Raw genomic sequence first — 18,725 nt, 5'->3', positions numbered from 1 at the left:
CGACACGTACATGCCGGCCGCATCCCCGTCACGGCGGCAGGGACGGGGTTCGGAGTACCGCGGAACCGCCGGAGGACGTCCCGCGACCCCTGGAGTCGGACGAGCAGGACAGACACCGGTCAGGCGGGAAGCGGCACGCCAGTTCGCGCAGCGCGGTCGGAACGCTTCGAGCGGCCGAGGCGGCGTCGCTCCTCGGCAGAGAGGCCGCCCCAGACACCCTCGCCTGCGTGCCCCCCCAGCAGAAGGGCCTCATCCCGGCACGCGAGACGCACCGGGCAGCCCGAACAGACTGCCTTGGCCTTGTCCTCCTGGCGCTTGAGCACCACGCCGGTGCCGATCGGGAAGAAGACCTCGGGGTCCACCCCCCAGCAGGCCGGCTCGGCGGCCGGGTTTGGGCGGACCCGCCATGGAGAGTCGGCGGTCCAGGTCGGAAAACGAGCTACGCGTCCCACGGGGCCTCCTTAGGCAAGTCCCAGAGTTATTCCTGGGCAATCGTTGCTTAAGAAAGTGTTGCACTGGCAGGAAAGGTGGGGAGTTAGCATCGTGTATCAAATGACTCTGGCTTCAGAACATCCTGTCAAAGAGCTGCGGCGAGCCGGGAGGCGGGCAGTTCCTGTCTTGTCCCCCAACACCACAGCCGGCGCATGCGACGGGTGCCCGAGAGGTCGGGGGCCGCAGGCGTGCAATGACGTGTGTGAGAGCCGAATCGTCCCCGGCCCTGGCCGGAGCGAGGAGAAGGGCCAGCGAGGACGGGGCGACTCTCGGCCGTCAGATCAATCTTGATGATCAGTCCGCCAGGGACCGTCCAAGGGCACGGTCGTACGGCTCGGCGGGATGGCGTCCCTTAATGTGCACATCAAGGGACACTATCGGGCTGTGTCCCGGCCGCGGCCTCCCGATCCCGTTCCCGCACGTCAGCGTGCCCGACCGGCTCCGGTTCGGACGGCGCCGCCGCTGACGCGGGCGACAGCACCTCATCGACCCGCTGCCGCGCGATCACCCACTCCTGCCAACGCGTCTCGGCCTCCGAGAGCTCACCCAGGATCCGGTCCGCCTCCGCTCGCAGCACCTCCACACGCTCCCGCTCGGCCAACTCCCGCTCCTCCAGCAGACCCACCACCGACGCCACCAAGCACCTCCAGCAAGGACACGATCCGACAGTCCGGACTCTGCCTCACCGACGTCGGCACTATGCCTGACCTGCGGAAACCTGCCGATCACGTTCGATACGACAACGGCTTCTAAAAGTCAAGCTAAGACCGGGAAGCGAACCCGGCAGACCGTCTACGCGCTCACCGACCTGCCCCACTAGCTGGCCCCACCGCAGCGGATCAGCGAGCTGGCCCGTTCGCCATGGACCATCGAGAACCGGCTCCACTTCGTCCGCGACACCGCCTTCGGCGAGGACGCCTCGAAGATCCGCACCAGCCATGGCCTGGAGAACATGGCCACCCTGCGCAACCTCGCGATCAACACCCTCCGGGACCACGGCCACGCCAGCATCGCCGCCGGCCTCGCCGACGCGCGTTCGCGGTACTTCTGTCCGCTCTAGATCGCCGTCAATGCGGCTGCTGCACCGTACGGGGTAATCCTGGAGCATCGGCCCAAAACGAGAGGCTTACACCCGGTAAAAGATGCTTTATCCCTGGTAGACAGGCGTCGTGGATGGACTGATCCTGCCATCGCGGACTCGCGGAACACCCTGGCGACTGCCTGTGTGGGCCCTTCCAGCGGCGCTCGCGTTGTTGCTCGGGCTCTGGCATCTGGGCCGCCCGCTGCTCTGGCGCGACGAGCTCGCAAGCTGGAGCGCGGCGCGGCGCACTACAGGCCAGTTGTGGGGTCTGCTCGACCATGTGGACGCGGTCTCGGGGGCCTACTATTTCCTGCTGCACTTCTGGATCCGGGTCTTCAGCGGATCGGCTGTCGGTCTGCGCCTGCCCAGCGTGCTGGCGACGGCGGCAACGGCGGGGCTGACTGCGCTGGTGGGCAGGCGCCTCTTCCGCCCACGCGTGGGCCTTTGGGCGGGGATCCTTTTCGCGCTCGTCCCCACCGTACTGCGGTTCGCTCAAGAGGCGCGTTCGTATGCGCTGGCCGACACGGCTGTGCTCTTGGCCACTTGGCAGCTGCTGTTCCTGCTGGACCGGGCCGAGCGCCGCTGTCGGTGGCGCGAGGCGGGCGCGTGGGCGGGTTACGGTGCCACGCTGGCCTTGATCGGCCTGCTGCACCTGGTCGGGCTAAGCGTGCTGGCCGCCCATGCGTGGCTGCTAATCACGCGGCGACGTCGTGCGTGGCGCGGCTTCGTCTCAGCGGTAGCCCTGGCCGTGCTGGCCCTGTCACCACTCCTGCTCATCGGCCAGGGGCAGTCTGACAGGCAGACCGGCTGGACTGTGCGCCCGTCACTCAATGCTGTGCCGGGCTTTCTGCAGAACCTCACGAGCGGGGGGCTATTCGGCCTAGCCCTGCTCGTGCTCGCGGTAGTTGGTATGCTATCCAGGTCGGGCCTGATGTACTCGCCAGTCCCGTTCCTGCCGATTGCTACGGTGTGGATCTGTTCCCAGGGGGCGCACTCATACTGGGTCGAGCGCTACCTACTTTTCGTTGTCCCGCTGTGGACAATCCTGGCGGCCGCAGGCGTGGATAAACTGCCCTGGTCCCGCTGGATCGCGCCGTTCGCGGTGTTGCTGGTGGCCGGGCTGGCTTCCGATGGAATCCGCATCGACAGCCTTGAATTCTCTCATACCGGCGTGGACTGGCGGTCGGGTGCCGCAGTGATCGCTCTCGGTTACCAAGCGGGAGATGCGATCGTCCCGGAGCGCGGGGTTGATGCGCTGTTCATGACCGATCTCGGCATTTCCTACTACCTTCCGCAGTCGTCCCAGCCAAGAGATATTTTCGTCAGCATTCCTGCAGTGGCCCGGAATGACCTGTTCGCCTTGGAGTGCACACTGCCCGTCGTTTGCTTGAATGGTGCCCATCGCGTCTGGGTCGTCACTGATGGTCACGCATCGGCTCCGCTTGGCGGTCTCCTACCCAGCCAGCAGGCCGCCTTGCGTTCCAACTATCGCGTCACCGAACTCCATTACGTGAGGGGCCTAACCGTCACGTTGCTAACGCTGAGGACGCAGGGCCCGTAACCCCCGCCTTCGACGAACGGTTTGGGGCTCGTTGGTGCTGACCGGTCACGTCCCTTGATGTGCCTTAATGTGTTGTAGCTGATCACTGAGGCTGAACCTGTGGAGTGGACACCGGTTCATGCCGCGACGAGTGTCAGCGTACGCGGTTGTGTGAGGTGTTGTTCGAACTCGATCGGGGTGCGGTAGCCGAGGCAGGAGTGCCGGCGGTGCCGGTTGTAGTAGGAGAGCCAGCGGAACAGCTCCAGCCGGGTCCCCGCCTTCGAGGTCCACGACCGCCTGTGCAGCAGTTCCCGCTTGAGCCCCTGGAAGAACGACTTGGCCAGGGCATTGTCGTAACTCGACCCGACACGTCCGGTACTGCGCCGGATCCCGTGCCGGTGGCAGACCTAGGCGAAGGTCCTGGACATGTACTGCGACCCGCGGTCGGCATGGAAGATCACGCCGTCGACGTCGTCGCCGCGGGCGGCGACGGCCATCTCCAATTTCTCCCGTACGGGCAGGTGTCGGCTCCGCCAAGACCCACCACGCCGAACGCTCCCCGACGCCAGAACCGTTCCCGGACCCGCTGCCCGACCGGGCCCGCAACAAGGCGCCTGATGTCGCCCGCAGGGGCCGTGACAGGACGGCGCGTGATCTCCAGCATGGCTGCTCAGACTGACAAACCTAGGGCCAGGAGATCGCATGGCGCGGACGAGCAGCACGCCGCACCCGGACTCCCCCCGCGCCCGGCCACGGACCGCGCAACTCCTCGCCGAATCGGAGCATCCGTGTCCGTTGGTGATCGCCCACCGCGGCGGGCGGGGCGACCACCCGGAGAACACCCTGGCAGCCATCCGCGGTGCCCTGGCAGTCGGTGCGGACATGCTGTGGCTCAGTGTCCAGGTCAGCCGCGACGGGGTGCCGGTCCTGTACCGGCCGCTCGATCTTGGCGAACTCACCGATGGCTCTGGCCCGGTGGAAGCCCATACCGCCGAACAACTGGCGAGACTCAACGCGGGATACCACTTCGCCGGTTGTGACGGCCGGTTCCCTTACCGGAGGTCCTCCGCTGCGCAATTGCCCAGCCTGGCAGCCGCCCTCCGCGTCGTCCCAGCCCATGTGCCCGTGCTGCTGGACCTGAAGTCACCCCATGTCGCTGTGCTCGCACCCGCCATCGCGGCGGTGCTGGACACGCCGACCGCCGAGGGGACAACCGGCTGGGGCCGGGTCCGCTTCTACTCCACACAGCGCGAGGCCACCGAAACCATGTCGGCCTTCCCACTCGCCCATTGTTTCGAGCCGCGCGACACCACGCGAGACCGCCTGATGCTCTGCCGTCTCACCCGACAGCGCCCCGCCCCTCCCGCCCCCGGGACCTGGGCCGGCTTCGAGCTGCACCGCAAGGTCGAACTCACCGAGGAGTTCACGCTAGGCACAGGGGCGAGCTGCATCCCAGACGCCACCTTCTGGGACGAGCGGTCCGTCGACTGCTTCCGCGGCGACGGAGGTGTCACCCTCGTCTTCTTCGGAGTCAACACACCCGAGGACTATCTGACCGCCTGGCACCTGGGCGCTGACGCAGTCATGGCCGACTCCCCTCGCCGCATGGTGCAGATCCGCGCCGACCTGGCCCGCATGGTGGAACGGCGAGGCTCCGCGCCAGGTCTCGGCACTCCTGCTGCCCGACTCGTCGGCGCCAGTAGCCGGACGAGTGCGGGCAGTCAGCTGGCTGCGAACCGATGACCCCAAGGCTTCCCCTAAGGGCCAAAACAGATCCCGCTCGCCTAGTTACCGTGCAGCGCCGGGTCGATCGCACCCGGTCCGGCAACCCAGCCTCCAAGGCAAGCGGATCGGTAACCATGCAGGACTTCCAGCCCGAGAGCGGGCGTTTGTTGGCCATCAGCGACACCCACGTGAGATTTCCGGAGAACCGTGACCATCTCGCATCCGTCCGGCCCACCTCACCCGACGACTGGCTTCTGCTCGCCGGCGACGTGGGGGAACGGCTGTCCGAGATCGAATGGGCCCTGACGCTGCTGGCCAAACGGTTCGCTCGCGTGGTGTGGACTCCTGGGAACCATGAACTGCGGATCCCGCCAGGAGACCCCACCGATCTGCGTGGGGAGCAGCGCTATCGGCACTTGGTCGCGTTGTGCCGCTCACTGGGCATCCTCACTCCAGAAGATCCCTACGCGATCTGGCGCGGTCAAGGCGGACCCGCCACCATCGTTCCGGTCTTCCTGCTCTACGACTACAGCCTGCGCCCCGAGGGGATGTCCAAGCAGGAGTCTTTGGCCGGGGCTTTCGCAAGCGGGCGGGTCAGCCCCGACGAGGCTCGGCTGTTCTCGGATCCTTATTTCTCGACAGAGGCATGGTGCCACGCCCGGCTGCGCTACACCGAGCAGCGTCTGCGTCAGGAACTGCCCGGTCGCCCGCCAGCGATCTTCGTCACCCACTATCCTCTGGACTTCCCGCCGCCCGGCTTCGCCGTCGATCCCTTCTATGCACAGTGGTGCGGCACGACGGCCACGCGCGACTGGCATCGGCGCTTCCCGGTCGAGACCGTGGTCTACGGGCACCTCCACTCCCCCGGCACGCACTGGGACGACGGCGTCCGGTTCGAGGAGGTCTCGGTCGGCCGTCCTGAGGAGTGGCAGCCGCGTGACGGCGCACCCGCCCCGCCACGATGTATTCTGCCCGGCCCAGCCCCCGTCGGAACGGGGTCTACCTCCAGCCACCTGTCGCACGCCTGATGTCAATGCGCGCACGGGTGCGGGGTCGTAACAGCAGGCACTGAGCTTCGAGCACCGACCGGCAACGAATCGAACCCTGGCCTCCCCGCCTCCTGGTCCACAATGCGATTCCTCCCGGCCGCAAAACGGCCGGGAGGAATCGCAAGATCACGCTGAACACCGGCTGGATCAAATCGGCCCCGCTGCACCAGTTGCTCGGCTTGCTGCCCGCGCCACGCGCGGTCGACGGCCGGGATCGTGCTGGCCGTGGACGTCTACATCCGGCCGCGGCCACTTCCTGGCGACCCCTGCTGGACGCGGCCCGGCTCGGCCGCCCGACTGCGCGACGTGATCCAGCGGATCATTGCCGCGCGACACCGGTGTAAGGGCGATCCCGAGCTGCTGGTCGTCTCCGACGCCGGCGACGACCTGGCCCGCTTGGCCTTCCTGCTCGCCGACCTGCCCATCTCTCTCCGTGCGTGGGTATCCCCGGCTTCGGCCGGGGAGGGAAACGCATCCCTGGGGTGAGCGCCACGGAGTGACGCAATATCATCAGTGACCTGCTCTCGGGCAGCGGTCAGGGCTTGGCCGTCATGAGGGTCCACGGACCCGGGTGAGAAGCCCCCTCGTTCAGGACTCCGTTGGGAAAGCCGCAAAGCGGGTTGTTTGGTCAGGCTGCCAGGTCGAGTGCGGCGAGGTGGGAGGTTCTGGTCTTGCCGAGTGGTGTGTCGGTGAGCCAGGCGTCGAGGCGGATGAGGTTGAGTGCGGTGGCGGCGAGGACGTTGCCGAGGTGGGTCTTGGCCCAATGCCGGGAAGATTAGGCAGGTCGTCGGGGCAGGTTCACTGGCAGCTCGATGACGATCTTGATCGTGACCTGGTGCATGGGATCGTCCTTGCGGGTGGCGTTGTAGGCGAAGGTCGAGATCGGCCGCTTGACCCGGCGGGGCAGGATACGGAGCCGACGGTGCTCGGGAGCGAGTTCGCGGGGGTCCAGGACGGCCTGGGTGATCCGCGGCATGCTCGGTGAGCCAGGACCGGGCACGGTGGTTCCGGAGGCGTTGACCACGGTGAGCCGTGCCGTGCGCAAAGTGACGGTCAGGGAGATACGGTCGGGGTCGACATCGTTGCTCTGCCCGGCACGGCCGGCGATCTGCCGGGCGGCCTGGTAGACGACAAGCAGGCCGAACAGTTCCTGCCGTACTCCGTCCAGGCTCTGCGAGCGCAGGACGCGGTCGCTGCCCTTGAGTGTGACCTTCAAGCCCAAGAACGCGGTCTCCGCCTGCCAACGCTCGTGGTAGAGCTCGACGAGCTCGGCCGCCGGGTACGTGCGGTGGTCGAGCAACGTGGTGACCAGGCGGATCTCGGAGCTGCGGATGCGCCCGTCATCGGCACGGACGGTGACGGTCGCCTCGATCACCCTCAGTGCCAGGCCCTGGGCCTGCGGCGGGACACCGCGGCGGTGACGTGTCCAACGCGCCAGACGCGCACGCTCGTTCTGGCTGGTGGCCATGGACAGGTAGGTGCCGTCCGGCAGCTGGTGCAACACGGGCGGCAGCCGGTCGACGCTTGTCCTCCACAGCAGATGGGCACCGGTCGCGGCGGCCGCGCAGACGAGCGGAACACCCTTGCTGCCGCGGTCGGCCAGCAGCAGCATCCCCGGCCGCAGCGCGCGGCACAGCACCATGCACTGGTCCTTCTCCGATTGCGTCCACGGGCCGGCGACCACGTCGATCAGGGCACGGGTCCCGCACTCGACCAGGGCGGTCAACCGGAACAGCGGGAAGCCGCCCAGGCCGTACTGCCCGCGGCCGCTTCCGCATTCCGCACGGTTCTCCGGGCTGTCGGGGACCTGCAGTCCGGTGCCGTCCCAGGCCACGGTCCGCAACCCGCGCCACCACGATCCTCGAGCGTGTTCGGATGCCACCGTGCCCTTGACCTCGTCGAACAGGGCCACCAGCGGCGCGGACCCGACGCGGCGACGCGCCTGCCGCAGGGCAGCCGCCGACGGAGCGAGATCCGGAACACCGGGTCCGGCCACCAGGCAGGCCCACACACCGCGATACCCATAGCCCGTGAACAGAGCCATCGCCAGTACGAAGTACACGACCACGCGCGAAGGCAGTTTCCTCACCCGGGACTGCACCCGGCCGGACCCCTCCAGCACGGCGTCGACGAGAGCAGGGGTGATGACCTGCGTCAACTCACCCAAGTGCCCCGCGCCAAAAGCACATCCACCACCACGGGCACGCACAGGCATGCCAGACTGAACCATCGGGGCTCCCCTGCAGACGGTGTCTTGGTCGACTCCCGTCCTACGCGGAGCCCCGTCCCGTCACACGGGCTTCGCCGAACAGCTTGACAACCAGCCCCGACCTCAAACTTCCCGGCATTGGGTCTTGGCCAGTCCGGTGTAGCGGGTGTGGCGGATGCCGGTGCGGCGGACGGCCTGCGAGATGGTTCCCTCGACGCCGGCCCGGACGTTGTAGCGGGCTTTCCAGTCCTCGGTTTCCTGCTCGGCGCGGCGTTGCCACAGGGCCTGCTGCTGCTCGCGGGGACGCAGGGTGAGGGTGCGGCCCCACTCGTGGTTCTTCGCGGTGGTGCAGTCGGGGCGGCGCGGGCAGGGATGGCAGTCGGTGGCCGCGAAGTGGACCTGGCTGATCGCGATGCCGGAGGATCTGCGCTGGTCGGACCAGCTGACGCTGGTCAGCCCCTGCGGGCAGGTGACCTGCTTGGTGTCCCAGTCCACGTGGAAGGCGCTTTGAGGGATGTGCCCGGCTTCCGATCGGCCGTGGACGGTGTCCGCGCCGACCGGTCCGATCACTTCGATCCGGTGCACGGTGCGGGCGGTGACGAGGTGGGCGGCGGTGACGTAGCCGGCATCCACCACATGCTCGCCGGGAAGTAACTCCCGTTCTACCAGGCCCAGATGGACGGCATCGGTCACCTCGGTGTCGGCGACGGTGGCATCGGTGGTGGCCACGTGGGTGATCAGGTGCGGGGCCTCGGGCTCGCAGGTCTCGCTCAGATGCACTCCTACAACGCAATAGGTAACTCGGGGCGGAGTCTGTTCGGCTGGCCGGGATCGAGTGCTTGATCGTGATCTGGTGGGCACCGATGCGGACTTCCTTGACGACGGCTCGCAGGACGCGTTGCCGGTCGCGGACCGACGCGGTGCGCGCGTTCTCGCGCAGACGCGACAGGAAGCTCTCCAGGTTCTCGGCGAGCTTGAGGTAGGCCTGCTGGTCGACGAGCTGCGCGGCCAGAGTGTCGAGCCGGCCCTGGATCTGCTGGCGTCGGGCGCGGAGTTTCGGCACGCGGTCGCGCAGTTCCTCGAGGGTAACCAGGTCTTCCTGGTAGGCGCCGACCAGCCGGTTGATCGCCGCGTCGACGGCCGCCAGCTCGTGCTCCAGGCGTTGGCGGCGTCCCTGCAGCGGGTCGGTGTCGCGCATCTGGGCCAGACGCCGGTCCAGCTCGGCGCGGACCAGGGCGGGATCGGCCAGCAGGGCGACGACGCTCTCCCAGACCATGGTCTCCAGGGCATCGGCCCGCAACGGGCGGCTGGAGCAGACTTTGCTGCCGCCGGGCAGCTGCCAGCTGTTGGTGGCAGGGCAGCGGTAGTAGTGGTACTTCTTCGGACCAGGTCCTTGCGAGGTGCGCTGGTAGGCGTAGCCACAGATGTCGCAGACCAGCAGCCCTTGCAGCAGGGCGGGATGCTTGGTGTTGCGCGGGGAGAACTTCGCGTTCTCCGCCAGTCGGCGCTGGGCCAACTCGAAGACCTCCTCGCTGACCAGCGCAGGCACCGGGATCTCCACCCATTCCTCGCGCGGCCGCCCGGTCACCCCCACGCGTCCGGGCGTCGTGCGACCGGACAGCCGTGAGGTCCGGTTCGGCCTCGGCCCGGCGTCGGCAGTGCGGGTCTTGCCGAACGCCGCCCGCCCCATGTAGGCGGGGTTACGCAGCATCCGGCACAGCGACCCCGCGTCCCAGCTCGGGTTCCCGTTCGGGGAAGGGATCTGGTCGGCGGTCAGCTCCCGGGCCAGGGCCAGCATCGAGACCCCTCCGGCCGCATACCGGCCGAAGACCCGGGCCACGACCTGCGCCTCGGCCTCGACGATCTGGTAGGCGGCCTCCCCGTACTCGGCCCGCGACAGGTAGCGGTAGCCGTACGGAGCCCTCCCCAGGACGCTGGTGGCCCCACTGCGGGCCCGGTGCAGCTTGCCCCGGCGCGTGCGCTCGGCGGTCTGCGCCCGCTCATATTCGGCGATCATGCCCTGGAACTGCACGACCAGGGCCTGCTCGGGCGTCTCGGCCACCGGGTTGTTCACGAACACCAGCTCGGTGCCGTTGCGAGCGAACTCCTCCACCAGCAGCACCTGGTGCGCATAACTGCGGGCCAGCCGGTCCGGCGACAGACACAGCACCCGCTCAACCAGCCGCTGGGCGCTCAGGTCCCGCAGTCGCTCCAGGGCCGGCCGGACCAGGCTCGACCCCGACAACCCGTCGTCCGCGAAGATCCACCCCTGCGGGATCTGCCACCCGCGGGTCTGCGCGTGCTCGCGCACCGCCGCGATCTGGCTCCCGATCGTCTCGCGCTGCCTCTGCCTCGCCGACGACACCCGTGCATACAGCGCCACCTGGATCACGATCGTCACCCCGCCGGACACGACGACGTCCCCGCACCGGGACGAGGACCTGGTAGACCGCGGCCAGCTCTGCGGCCCCCAAACGGTCGAAGACGAACTCGAACACGATCACGGGCTCGTCCATCGATGCTCCGAGCCGACAGCGACCACCCCGCCCGCGGCTCGCCCGCACCCGCCAGATATGGCCGCACTTCGAACGTAGCGCCAGACCGGTCAGCTGTCCCCACCCGCAACCGACCGCGTCCGCAGACCGGATGTGGGACCCGCTACGACCTCGAACTCGAAGTTACCGTTTGCATTGTAGGAGTCTGGATCTTGAACCCGACCCATCCGTAGCCGCGCTTGACGCTGTAGCGGGCGTCGGTGTCGTAGGGCGAGGACAGGCGGCGTCTGCCCGGCGGGAGGTCCTTGCCCTCCCGCCAGCGCACCCCCTGCCCGTCGCGGTGGTACTGCTCGATCCAGGCCCGGCGCAGGACCTGGACTGCGGGGACTTCCCGCAGCCAGACCGGGGCGCCGGGCGCGAACACGGCGTCCAGCACCGCGAACCCGTCCCGGCCGACCTGCTCGGCCCACTGGGCCCGGACGTTGTCGCCCGTCGGGAACCGGTAGGAGTCGATCCAGCGTGGCCAGCCACGCCGGGGCGGCCACAGCCAGGGCCTCCAGCGCGGCGCGCAGGGTCTCGCCGACGAACTCCATCCGGTTCAGCACCCGCACCGAGGCCAGCACGTGCGTGGAGTCGGTCCGCTGCCGGTCGCCCGCCCGGAGCAGCCCCAGCTCGGAGCAGCGGGAAGGGAACAGGTCCAGGACCTTCTCCTCCAGGCCGTGCTCGACCAGCCGGGCCCGGAAGTCGCCCAGGACCGTGAAGTCAAACCCCGGGTCGTTCGGCTCCAGACCGAGGAGGAATTTCCAGTCCATCCGGGCCCGCACCTGGTCGGCGGCCTGGCGGTCGCTCAGACCCTCCGCGTACTGCAAAACGGACACCAGCGCCAGTGCCCCCGGTGAGACGGCCGGCCGGCCCCGTGCGGGGAACGCCTGGGCGAACGCGGCATCCTCGCACAAGGGGCCCAACGCCTCCCGGATCCGGACCGCCTGCGTGCCCTTCGGGAACGAAGCCCGCACCACCCGCGCCGTCAGCTCCGGCACCCCACGGTCAGCCCGCGGCTCCAGCGACATCCAGACCCACCTTCGATCGACGAACACAGCGATCGTCCCAGTCCGGGCCGCCTGCCCTCACCGCTTTACGACATTCCCAACGGAGTCCTTCAGCCGGGGGAGGAGTCATGGAGGTCTGCGGCAGGCTGCGAGCCGGCCGGGTCCTGGCCCGCGACCCGGCCCCGTACAACGCCGGAACCCCGCCGAGTCGGGATCGGCTGACGTCGTCGTGATCGTCGCTGCGGCGACTCAGGGTGCGGGGCTCGGCCGCGAAAGGTGCTGCAGCCCCCGGCGCGGGTCAGGGAACGAGCACGACCCAGGTACGGCCGGGAGCAAGCGGCATGGCCCGGCCGCCCACGGTGTACTGCGTCGGCGAGCCGTCGGTCCCCTTTGTCCACTGGCCGTGCCATACCTTGGCGTCGCGGTAGAAGTCGGCACCGCCGTGGCCGGTGGTCTGCGAGAACACCTCGTTGGCCGGTTGCGCCGCGTTGTAGTCAGTGAACTCACCAGGCAGCACCGACACATGCTGGACGATGACGTTGGTCGTGCTGAACCGGCCCTGGTCCAGCGTCTCGGCGGCATGGCCGTCGACGGAAACCAGCCACGAGTTGCCGGAGGCGGTGAACGCGAACCCTGCGGCCGGCATGTACTCGGAGAAACCTGTCACCGGCGTGCCACCGCTGGGTTGGGCCCCGAAGGTGAAGCCCACGTTCTTGGCGGGAGCCAGGTTGGGGTAGGCCGCGAAGACGCTCGACGGGGAGATGTAGGTCGGCATGGTCCCGCCGTGGCTGAACAGCCCGCTCTGCGGGGTGATGTTCTGCAGGTTCGCCCGGGCCAGATCGGGCAAGAGACCGGATATCGCGCCGCTGTAGGCGAGTCCGACGCGACCGTAGGCGGCCAGCAGAGGGATGTCGGTCTGCCGGGCGCTGCGCACGGGGCCGAGGCGCGAGGGCACATGCTTGCTGTCGAAAATGGCCAGGTAGCGGCTGAGCCCGCCCTCGACCTGAATTGCATATACGATGTCAGCCGAGTTGAGCCCCGACTGCTCGTACTGCGCCGGGCCGACGTTGTCGATCTTCACGGCGAGCACGCGCCCCGCTCCGCCGGGCAGACCCGTCAGGGGAGAATCCCCGGAGGAAGCCGGTGCCGTTCTCACCGGCAGGGTCATGGCTCGTTGTGCCGGTTTGGGCATCGCGGAAGGCGACCCCGGCGAGGCGGCGGCAGGCAGTGTGCCGGAACTGTTCGCAAGGGCGAGTGGAACAGCGACCGACGTGCCCACGAGCGCTAGTGCGACGGCGGTGACGATCGCCTTCGTTCGCTTCGTACTGGCCTGCCAACGTGTCCGTATCTTTTCCAGAAGCTCTCTCATCGGCATCTACCTCAGCCTCGCTTCGCAGGTGCACGGCAGCACGCGAGGGCCTGTGGCGTCGTCTGCCGGGAACGCCCTGGGTCTCGGTGGCCGGGCGTTGCCTGCGACTGTGCCGGGACGACGGGGGTGGACGGATGCGCTTTCGGGCAGTCAAGAGGTCGGCCCGGTCCTGCCCGCCTGCGGGTGGCAAGGTGCCTGCTCGGGCAACCACGCAGCTGACGCGGGACCTCAGTTCCCGGTTCCCCCTACGGTGGGATTACCCTGCAGCGCCGAGCCGAAGTGCAGGACCAGCCAGGGGAAGAACCACCCCCACAACACCAGCCCGAGGACGCCGCCGATGATCAGCAGGAGCAGGAGGCGGACCCAGGCGGGACCGGGAAGTCGGTTGAAGAGGAATGCGGTGATCACTTTGTCGCCCCTTGGGAAGTGGTGCTGGTGGTCTTGGTGAGAGAGCCGAAGACAATGAACCGGCCGGACGAGCCGTAGCGCGGTGTGCAGGTGGTGACGGTGATGAGCCCGGGCTTCGGGTTGGCGTGGCGGCCCTGGTCGGGGTGGAGCACCGTAGTGTCGTCAGGGGTCGTGTACTTCGTCGCCGCGACCGTATAGACGTACTCGGCCGACGCAGTGTCCACGATGATCCGATCTCCGCGGCCGATCGCGCCCGGCAAGTCAGCCAGCGGTTCGAAACCCGTCATCGACGACCGATGTCCCGCCCACGCGAAGTTGCCGGGTTGGCCTGGCCCAGCGGTGCCGCGGTAGTGGCCCAGGCCTTTTCCGAGCACCCGGAGGGAGACACCCTCATAGAGAGGGTATTGCCAGGTCTTGCCGAGGACGGGGATACGGACCAGGGCGATCGCCCCGCCCGGGACGGGTATCCCCTTGTGCTGCCAGGCCTGGCGGATCTGCTGGTTCACGCGCACCTGGGCCGAGCTCGGCAGAGGGCTTTGGCCCCAGTACAGCCACGCGGTGAACATCCCTGTCATCAGGCCCGCAATGATCAGCAGCTCACCCACCTGGTGAAGCACCAGGCCGAACAGCCGGCCCCGGTTCCGTTCCCGCACATGGTCGAGGCACGCATGGGTATTCGATCTGCGTGCTTGTCTGACCGGCAGAGGCTGCCGCACTCCCACCGCCGCAGGATCGGTTACACGCTCGCTTGGTCGCATCTGGTACGCGCCTCCACCGCCTGTCTGCACGATCCCTCGCAGGGGATCGTGCATCAGGCGTAAGGCATGATCTGCCAGTGGTCGGCCTGGTTTCCGGGCAGGGTTCAAGCGCGGCAGCGTGCCTCAAAGGGCTGTGGCCTTCCCCGTTTGATGTTTCTGGAGTTCGCCTCGCTGACTGGATTGTCGTGCCGACCGGGCCCTTTCCCGGGATGTCCGACACCAGAGGAACGTCGATGATGAAGTTCCGCGGCGGTCGAGCCTCTACACGGCCGGTCTGGTGACCGCGGGGCTGCGCGCCGGACCCACCTCGGCGGACTCCTCTCCGGCCCCGGCATGTTCGGCTCGGGCCTGTGCGCTCTCGACGCTGGGCCAGCGGCGATCTATGGCGGCGTTCATCGCGGCGCCGATCAGGACGGCCAGCGCCACCACGAATATCCACAGCAGTACCGCGACAGGGGCCGCGAGCGAGCCGTAGACCGAAGGACCCTCGACCGAGTGGATCAAGTAGAGCCGCAGCGCCTCGCTGCAAAGGATCAAGACGAGTATCGCCGCCAGCGCGCCGGGAATGTGCTCGCGCCACGGGGTGTCGGCGGGAACGGCGACGTGGTACAGCGTGGTGAGAAAGACCACCAGGAGAAGGATCGCGACGGGCCAGTAGAGAATGCCGATAATCCAGGCGGAACCGGGAAGTGCGGCAGCCAGTCCGGATCCAACCAGGACCAGTGGCAGTACCAGCGAGCCGATCACCAGCGCGGCGACGTACATCCCGAGGGACATCAGGCGGGTCTTGATGATGCCGCGTTTGCCGTTCAGCCCGTACATCACGGTGATGGTGTCGATGAAGATGTGGAGCGCCCGCGAGCCGGACCAGAGGGAGAGCAGGAAGCCGATCGAGATCAGGTCCGGACGGCCGGCGCCAAAGACGCTGTTCAGCAGCGGGTCCACGATCTGCTGGATCGAGTTCGTGGAGAGCACGGTCCCAGCTGCTGAGACGATGTCCTGACGCAGCTTGTCGATGGTGCCGGCGCCGACGACGTCATCGAGGTAGCCGAGAGTACCCGCCAGGCAGAGCAGCAGTGGTGGGACGGACAGGAGCGTGAAGAAGGCGGCCTCTGTCGGCGGCCGTGGCAGAGTCCAGGTGTGCGGCCAGTCGAGTCCCGGTTGATGGCCACCAGAAATCCAGGTAGATGGCCTCTAGCCTGCGGTGTTCCTGATCGCTTCCTTATCTGAAGGAGACCCCTTCGTCCGGTTTGCTGGTGTTTGCGAAGCATCAGCGATACCGGTCGAAGAGGTCCTGTGACGAAGTCTGACAGAGAGATCATGGAGATATTCGAGGCGTACGACCTGACCGAGACGGTCTGGTCGGCGGCCGCGCTCACGGGGCACGACCCGAAGACGGTCAAGCGGTATGTCGAGGCCCGCGCCAGCGGGCGGAACCCGTTCGAGCGTGAGCCGCGGCCGAAGATGATCGACGGCTTCCTGGAGAAGATCGAGGAGTGGGTCGAGCAGTCGAAGGCGTCGATCCGCGCGGACGTGGTCCACGACAAGCTCGTGAAGATGGGCTTCCAGGGCAGCGCGCGCTCGACCCGGCGGGCGGTGAACGCGGCGAAGACCGCGTGGAGGGCAGGCAAGCGCCGGACCTACCGGCCGTGGATCCCCGAGCCCGGGAGGTGGCTGCAGTTCGACTGGGGCGAGGGCCCGAAGATCAACGGCAGGCGGACCTGGCTGTTCTGCGCCTGGCTGTCCTGGTCCCGGTTCCGGGTGGTGATCCCGGTCTGGGACTGCACTCTGGGAACGCTGGTGGCCTGCCTGGACACCACGCTGCGGAGGATCGGCGGGGCGCCGACCTACGTGCTGACCGACAACGCGAAGACGGTCACCGTCGAGCACATCGCCGGGATCCCGGTCCGGCATCCGCAGATGGTCGCCGCGGGCCGGCACTACGGCTGTCAGGTCGTCAGTTGCGTTCCCTACGACCCCGAGAGCAAGGGCGGGGCGGAGGCCACTGTCCGGATCGCGAAGGCCGACCTGGTCCCCACCGAGGCGAACCTGCTGCCGGCCTACGACTCCTTCGCCGAGCTCGCGGACGCCTGCCGGATCTGGTGCGAGCAGGTGAACACGCGCCGGCACCGGGCGACCGGGCAGGTCCCGGCCGACCGGCTCGACGTCGAACGCACCACGCTGCACGTCCTCCCGCTGGAGCCGCTGGCGCTCGCGCTGGGCGAGGAGCGGGTGGTCGGCTCGGACCGCACGGTCAGCTTCAACTCGGTGCGCTACTCGACGCCGCCCGGCTACACCGGCGCCAGAGTCTGGTGCCGGGTCGTCGGCGACGAGCTGTCGATCACCGCCCGCACCCCGTCCGGCGACCTGGCCGAGATCTGGCGGCACCAGCTGTCCACGCCCGGCGTCCCGCAGATCATCGACGCCCACTACCCCGACCACTCCGACGGCCGCGGCGTCCACCAGCCCAGGCTCCAGCCCCGCTCCGAGGCGGAGATCGCGTTCGTGGGCATCGGCCCCGGCGCCGGCCGCTGGCTCAAGGAAGCCGGCCCCGCCGGAGCGGCCCGGATCCGCGCGAAGATGGCCCACGCCGTCGAACTCGCCACCGTCCTGGGCAACGACCGGGTCGACCAGGCCCTCGGCCTCGCGGCCGCGGCCGGGCGCTTCGCCGAGGACGACCTGGTCTCCATCCTGGAGCACATCGCCGCCAACAAGCCCGCCGCGCAGGTCGTCCGCGCCGATGAGGCCCACTCCGTCCAGAACGGCACGATCGGCTGGCAGGCCCTGGGCCGCTGAACCACCGCACTCCGTCCCGGCACCGATCCTGACCGCACGTCAACACACGAGAACGGCACGTTCATCATGAGCTTTCCCCACCCGCCGGCGATCCCCGAGGAACTCGACAAGCTGATGCGCCGGATGCGCCTGCCCTACATGCGCAAGGCGGCACCCGACGTGCTGGCCACCGCCCGGGCGCAACGCTGGGATCCCGCCGAGGTGCTGCGGCTGCTGATCTCCGAGGAGGTCACCGGCCGCGACGCGGCCACCCGCCGCCTTCGCCGGCACGCGGCGAACTTCCCGACCGGCAAGACCCTGGCGTCCTGGCGGGCCGAGGACTCCACGATCCCCGAGCCGACCCAGAACTCGCTGGTCACCCTGGAGTGGATCGGCCGGGCGGAGAATCTGGTGATCGCCGGCCCGTCGGGGACCGGGAAGTCGCACTTCACGGAGGGTCTGGCGCAGGCCGCGATCGAGAAGGACCTGCGGGTGTCGTGGTTCACCCTGGAGACCTTGGCCGCCGCGATCGGCAAGTCGAAGGTCGACGGGTCGACCGCTCGGACCGTCGCGCGGATCTGCCGGGCCGACCTCATCGTCGTTGATGATATTGGCCTATTGCCGGTCGGCGAGGATGCCGCCGAGGCGTTCTACCGGATCATCGACGCCGCCTACGAGCGCCGCTCGATCGCGGTGACCAGCAACATCCACCCGTCCGGCTTCGACACGATCATGCCCAAGACCCTCGCCGGGGCCAGCACCGATCGGCTCATGCACCACGCTCACCTGGTCCAGACATCCGGCGACTCGCATCGCCTCGCCGAGGCCCTCGCCGGCAAGGGAGTGGTCCCCTTGAACTGACCCCCACCCCCAGGAACACCACTGGCCACAGGCATGGATTTCTGATGGCCACCAGCCTGGACACCCGAAGACCGCCCACCTGGGCATCTCAATGGCCGTTGACAGCCTCGGCAGCGAGTCCGATCACCCGGAATCCGAGGCAGCTGTTGACGGTGTCCTTGCCCAGGGCCCACAGGGTTCGGAACCAAGCCGCCCGTTTCTGCATGCTACGGGTGCCGTTCGACTCGACTGGTGATGTCCCGCCGCTATGGGAGCCGCGAGGCTGTTGCTGTCGGGGGAGCCGTCGCATTCCTTCGGCAGTCGGCCGGGGCCGACGCCCTGCCGTCGACGCCAGAAGGCGAACAGTGCGCCGGTTGAGGAAACGGACCTTCGATGGAAGCCGCCCGGAGGGTGATCGCGCCTGCGCACCCCAGGGGGTCCCAACTCCGAAGCCCGAGGCTGACCGTGAGCGATGCGACATTGGGGTTTCACCCATGACGGACTCCTCGTCAAGCGAACGGGCCTACACCGGTCCGCGACCGCCCGATCAACGGGCTGCGACGCGCCGAGGCCGAGAGCTTCCCTCCGTGTCCCGCCCGATGCCTGCCCTCCGGTGCTGCATAACGGGCACTCTTGGGTCGCGGTGTGAGCTCGCTCCGCTGTGACGACACAACCGGCCGGGCACCGATCAGGAGCGTCCTAACGCAGCGCGGACCGACCCGTCAGTCCGAAATATGCCCGAACTTGCCCAAGCAGGATCCCCTTCCAAGTCCTTCTTCGCAGGACAGTCGTGGTGACTCCTCCCCCGGATTTATCCGGGGGAGGAGTCACGGATCCCGCCCATGCTGCATCGCGTCTTCGTCCGTGCCAACATCGTCTGTCTCACCTTCCCGACGACCGCAACTCGACGGAGGACGCGTCCGGCCCGCGGCTCC

General features: G+C 68.3%; 16 protein-coding genes and 2 pseudogenes. 7 read left to right on the top strand and 11 right to left on the bottom strand.

Annotation, left to right across the window (positions count from 1 at the left end):
* Nucleotides 1-119: 119 nt before the first annotated feature.
* Nucleotides 120-452 carry a WhiB family transcriptional regulator gene (locus BS83_RS02595; RefSeq protein WP_084713059.1) on the bottom strand — a complete coding sequence of 111 codons (333 nt, stop codon included), beginning with the start codon at nucleotides 450-452 and terminating at the stop codon, nucleotides 120-122.
* Nucleotides 453-856: 404 nt separating this feature from the next.
* On the bottom strand, nucleotides 857-1,129 hold the full coding sequence (locus BS83_RS02590; RefSeq protein ID WP_051942501.1) for a hypothetical protein: 273 nt from the start codon (nucleotides 1,127-1,129) through the stop codon (nucleotides 857-859).
* 183 nt (nucleotides 1,130-1,312) lie between these two features.
* Between BS83_RS02590 and BS83_RS48190 the strand changes: the two genes are divergently transcribed.
* The gene (locus tag BS83_RS48190; protein WP_332262306.1) at nucleotides 1,313-1,552 is read left to right on the top strand and encodes a transposase; all 240 of its coding nucleotides are present in this window, start codon (nucleotides 1,313-1,315) and stop codon (nucleotides 1,550-1,552) included.
* A gap of 109 nt (nucleotides 1,553-1,661) precedes the next feature.
* Complete coding sequence (locus BS83_RS02585; protein ID WP_084713057.1) at nucleotides 1,662-3,134, top strand: glycosyltransferase family 39 protein; 1,473 nt, start codon at nucleotides 1,662-1,664, stop codon at nucleotides 3,132-3,134.
* A 116-nt stretch (nucleotides 3,135-3,250) separates the two neighbouring features.
* On the opposite strand, the pseudogene BS83_RS42740 reads toward BS83_RS02585, so the two are convergent.
* A pseudogene (locus BS83_RS42740) lies at nucleotides 3,251-3,628 on the bottom strand (transposase); the annotation flags it as partial.
* A gap of 187 nt (nucleotides 3,629-3,815) precedes the next feature.
* Here BS83_RS42740 and BS83_RS02575 point away from each other — a divergent pair.
* The 3 genes from BS83_RS02575 to BS83_RS02565 all read left to right on the top strand — a co-directional run bounded on the left by BS83_RS02575 (nucleotide 3,816) and on the right by BS83_RS02565 (nucleotide 6,373).
* Entirely contained in the window at nucleotides 3,816-4,856 is a 1,041-nt protein-coding gene (locus BS83_RS02575; RefSeq protein ID WP_051942498.1) for a glycerophosphodiester phosphodiesterase family protein, read from the top strand.
* A 116-nt stretch (nucleotides 4,857-4,972) separates the two neighbouring features.
* Nucleotides 4,973-5,866 (top strand): metallophosphoesterase family protein, encoded by an 894-nt coding sequence (locus BS83_RS02570; RefSeq protein WP_037600054.1) that lies wholly within the window; start codon nucleotides 4,973-4,975, stop codon nucleotides 5,864-5,866.
* A 246-nt stretch (nucleotides 5,867-6,112) separates the two neighbouring features.
* Entirely contained in the window at nucleotides 6,113-6,373 is a 261-nt protein-coding gene (locus tag BS83_RS02565) for a hypothetical protein (protein WP_157596809.1), read from the top strand.
* A gap of 289 nt (nucleotides 6,374-6,662) precedes the next feature.
* Here BS83_RS02565 and BS83_RS02560 read toward each other — a convergent pair whose 3' ends face one another.
* The 8 genes and pseudogenes from BS83_RS02560 to BS83_RS02525 form a co-directional block, all read right to left on the bottom strand.
* Complete coding sequence (locus tag BS83_RS02560; protein ID WP_198035074.1) at nucleotides 6,663-8,054, bottom strand: IS4 family transposase; 1,392 nt, start codon at nucleotides 8,052-8,054, stop codon at nucleotides 6,663-6,665.
* Between the two features lie 165 nt (nucleotides 8,055-8,219).
* Nucleotides 8,220-8,876, bottom strand: a complete 657-nt coding sequence (locus BS83_RS46200; protein WP_051942496.1) for a transposase — start codon at nucleotides 8,874-8,876, stop codon at nucleotides 8,220-8,222.
* 538 nt (nucleotides 8,877-9,414) lie between these two features.
* Nucleotides 9,415-10,479: pseudogene (locus BS83_RS48730) on the bottom strand (recombinase family protein); the annotation flags it as partial.
* 222 nt (nucleotides 10,480-10,701) lie between these two features.
* A complete protein-coding gene (locus BS83_RS43350; protein WP_232247999.1) occupies nucleotides 10,702-11,661 on the bottom strand; it encodes a transposase in 960 nt (319 codons plus the stop codon).
* 277 nt (nucleotides 11,662-11,938) lie between these two features.
* Complete coding sequence (locus tag BS83_RS02540) at nucleotides 11,939-13,009, bottom strand: DUF3048 domain-containing protein (RefSeq protein ID WP_198035109.1); 1,071 nt, start codon at nucleotides 13,007-13,009, stop codon at nucleotides 11,939-11,941.
* Between the two features lie 228 nt (nucleotides 13,010-13,237).
* Complete coding sequence (locus BS83_RS02535; RefSeq protein ID WP_037600046.1) at nucleotides 13,238-13,417, bottom strand: hypothetical protein; 180 nt, start codon at nucleotides 13,415-13,417, stop codon at nucleotides 13,238-13,240.
* Nucleotides 13,414-14,022 (bottom strand): sortase, encoded by a 609-nt coding sequence (locus BS83_RS02530; protein WP_198035108.1) that lies wholly within the window; start codon nucleotides 14,020-14,022, stop codon nucleotides 13,414-13,416. The genes BS83_RS02535 and BS83_RS02530 overlap by 4 nt, the downstream gene beginning before the upstream one ends.
* Before the next feature lie 414 nt (nucleotides 14,023-14,436).
* Entirely contained in the window at nucleotides 14,437-15,306 is an 870-nt protein-coding gene (locus tag BS83_RS02525; protein ID WP_269664829.1) for a YihY/virulence factor BrkB family protein, read from the bottom strand.
* A 189-nt stretch (nucleotides 15,307-15,495) separates the two neighbouring features.
* Here BS83_RS02525 and istA point away from each other — a divergent pair, with 189 nt between their 5' ends.
* Together istA and istB are read left to right on the top strand one after the other, a co-directional pair.
* Nucleotides 15,496-16,971: an IS21 family transposase gene (istA, locus tag BS83_RS02520; protein ID WP_037599589.1), complete on the top strand. Its 1,476-nt coding sequence runs from the start codon at nucleotides 15,496-15,498 to the stop codon at nucleotides 16,969-16,971.
* 66 nt (nucleotides 16,972-17,037) lie between these two features.
* A complete protein-coding gene (gene istB, locus BS83_RS02515; protein ID WP_037599587.1) occupies nucleotides 17,038-17,811 on the top strand; it encodes an IS21-like element helper ATPase IstB in 774 nt (257 codons plus the stop codon).
* Nucleotides 17,812-18,725 lie beyond the last annotated feature (914 nt).

This window comes from Streptacidiphilus rugosus AM-16 (genome assembly GCF_000744655.1).
GTDB lineage: Bacteria > Actinomycetota > Actinomycetes > Streptomycetales > Streptomycetaceae > Streptacidiphilus > Streptacidiphilus rugosus.
The sequence above is the reverse complement of the archived record's forward strand: the minus strand, read 5'-3'. Positions and strand labels throughout refer to the sequence as shown.

Bases quoted from the DNA above. Each gene is read 5' to 3' on its own strand.
- BS83_RS02575 (WP_051942498.1), top strand. From the start codon at position 3,816: ATGGCGCGGACGAGCAGCACGCCGCACCCGGACTCCCCCCGCGCCCGG.
- BS83_RS02570 (WP_037600054.1), top strand. From the start codon at position 4,973: ATGCAGGACTTCCAGCCCGAGAGCGGGCGTTTGTTGGCCATCAGCGAC.
- BS83_RS43350 (WP_232247999.1), bottom strand. From the start codon at position 11,661: ATGTCGCTGGAGCCGCGGGCTGACCGTGGGGTGCCGGAGCTGACGGCG.
- BS83_RS02540 (WP_198035109.1), bottom strand. From the start codon at position 13,009: ATGAGAGAGCTTCTGGAAAAGATACGGACACGTTGGCAGGCCAGTACG.
- istA (WP_037599589.1), top strand. From the start codon at position 15,496: ATGGAGATATTCGAGGCGTACGACCTGACCGAGACGGTCTGGTCGGCG.
- istB (WP_037599587.1), top strand. From the start codon at position 17,038: ATGAGCTTTCCCCACCCGCCGGCGATCCCCGAGGAACTCGACAAGCTG.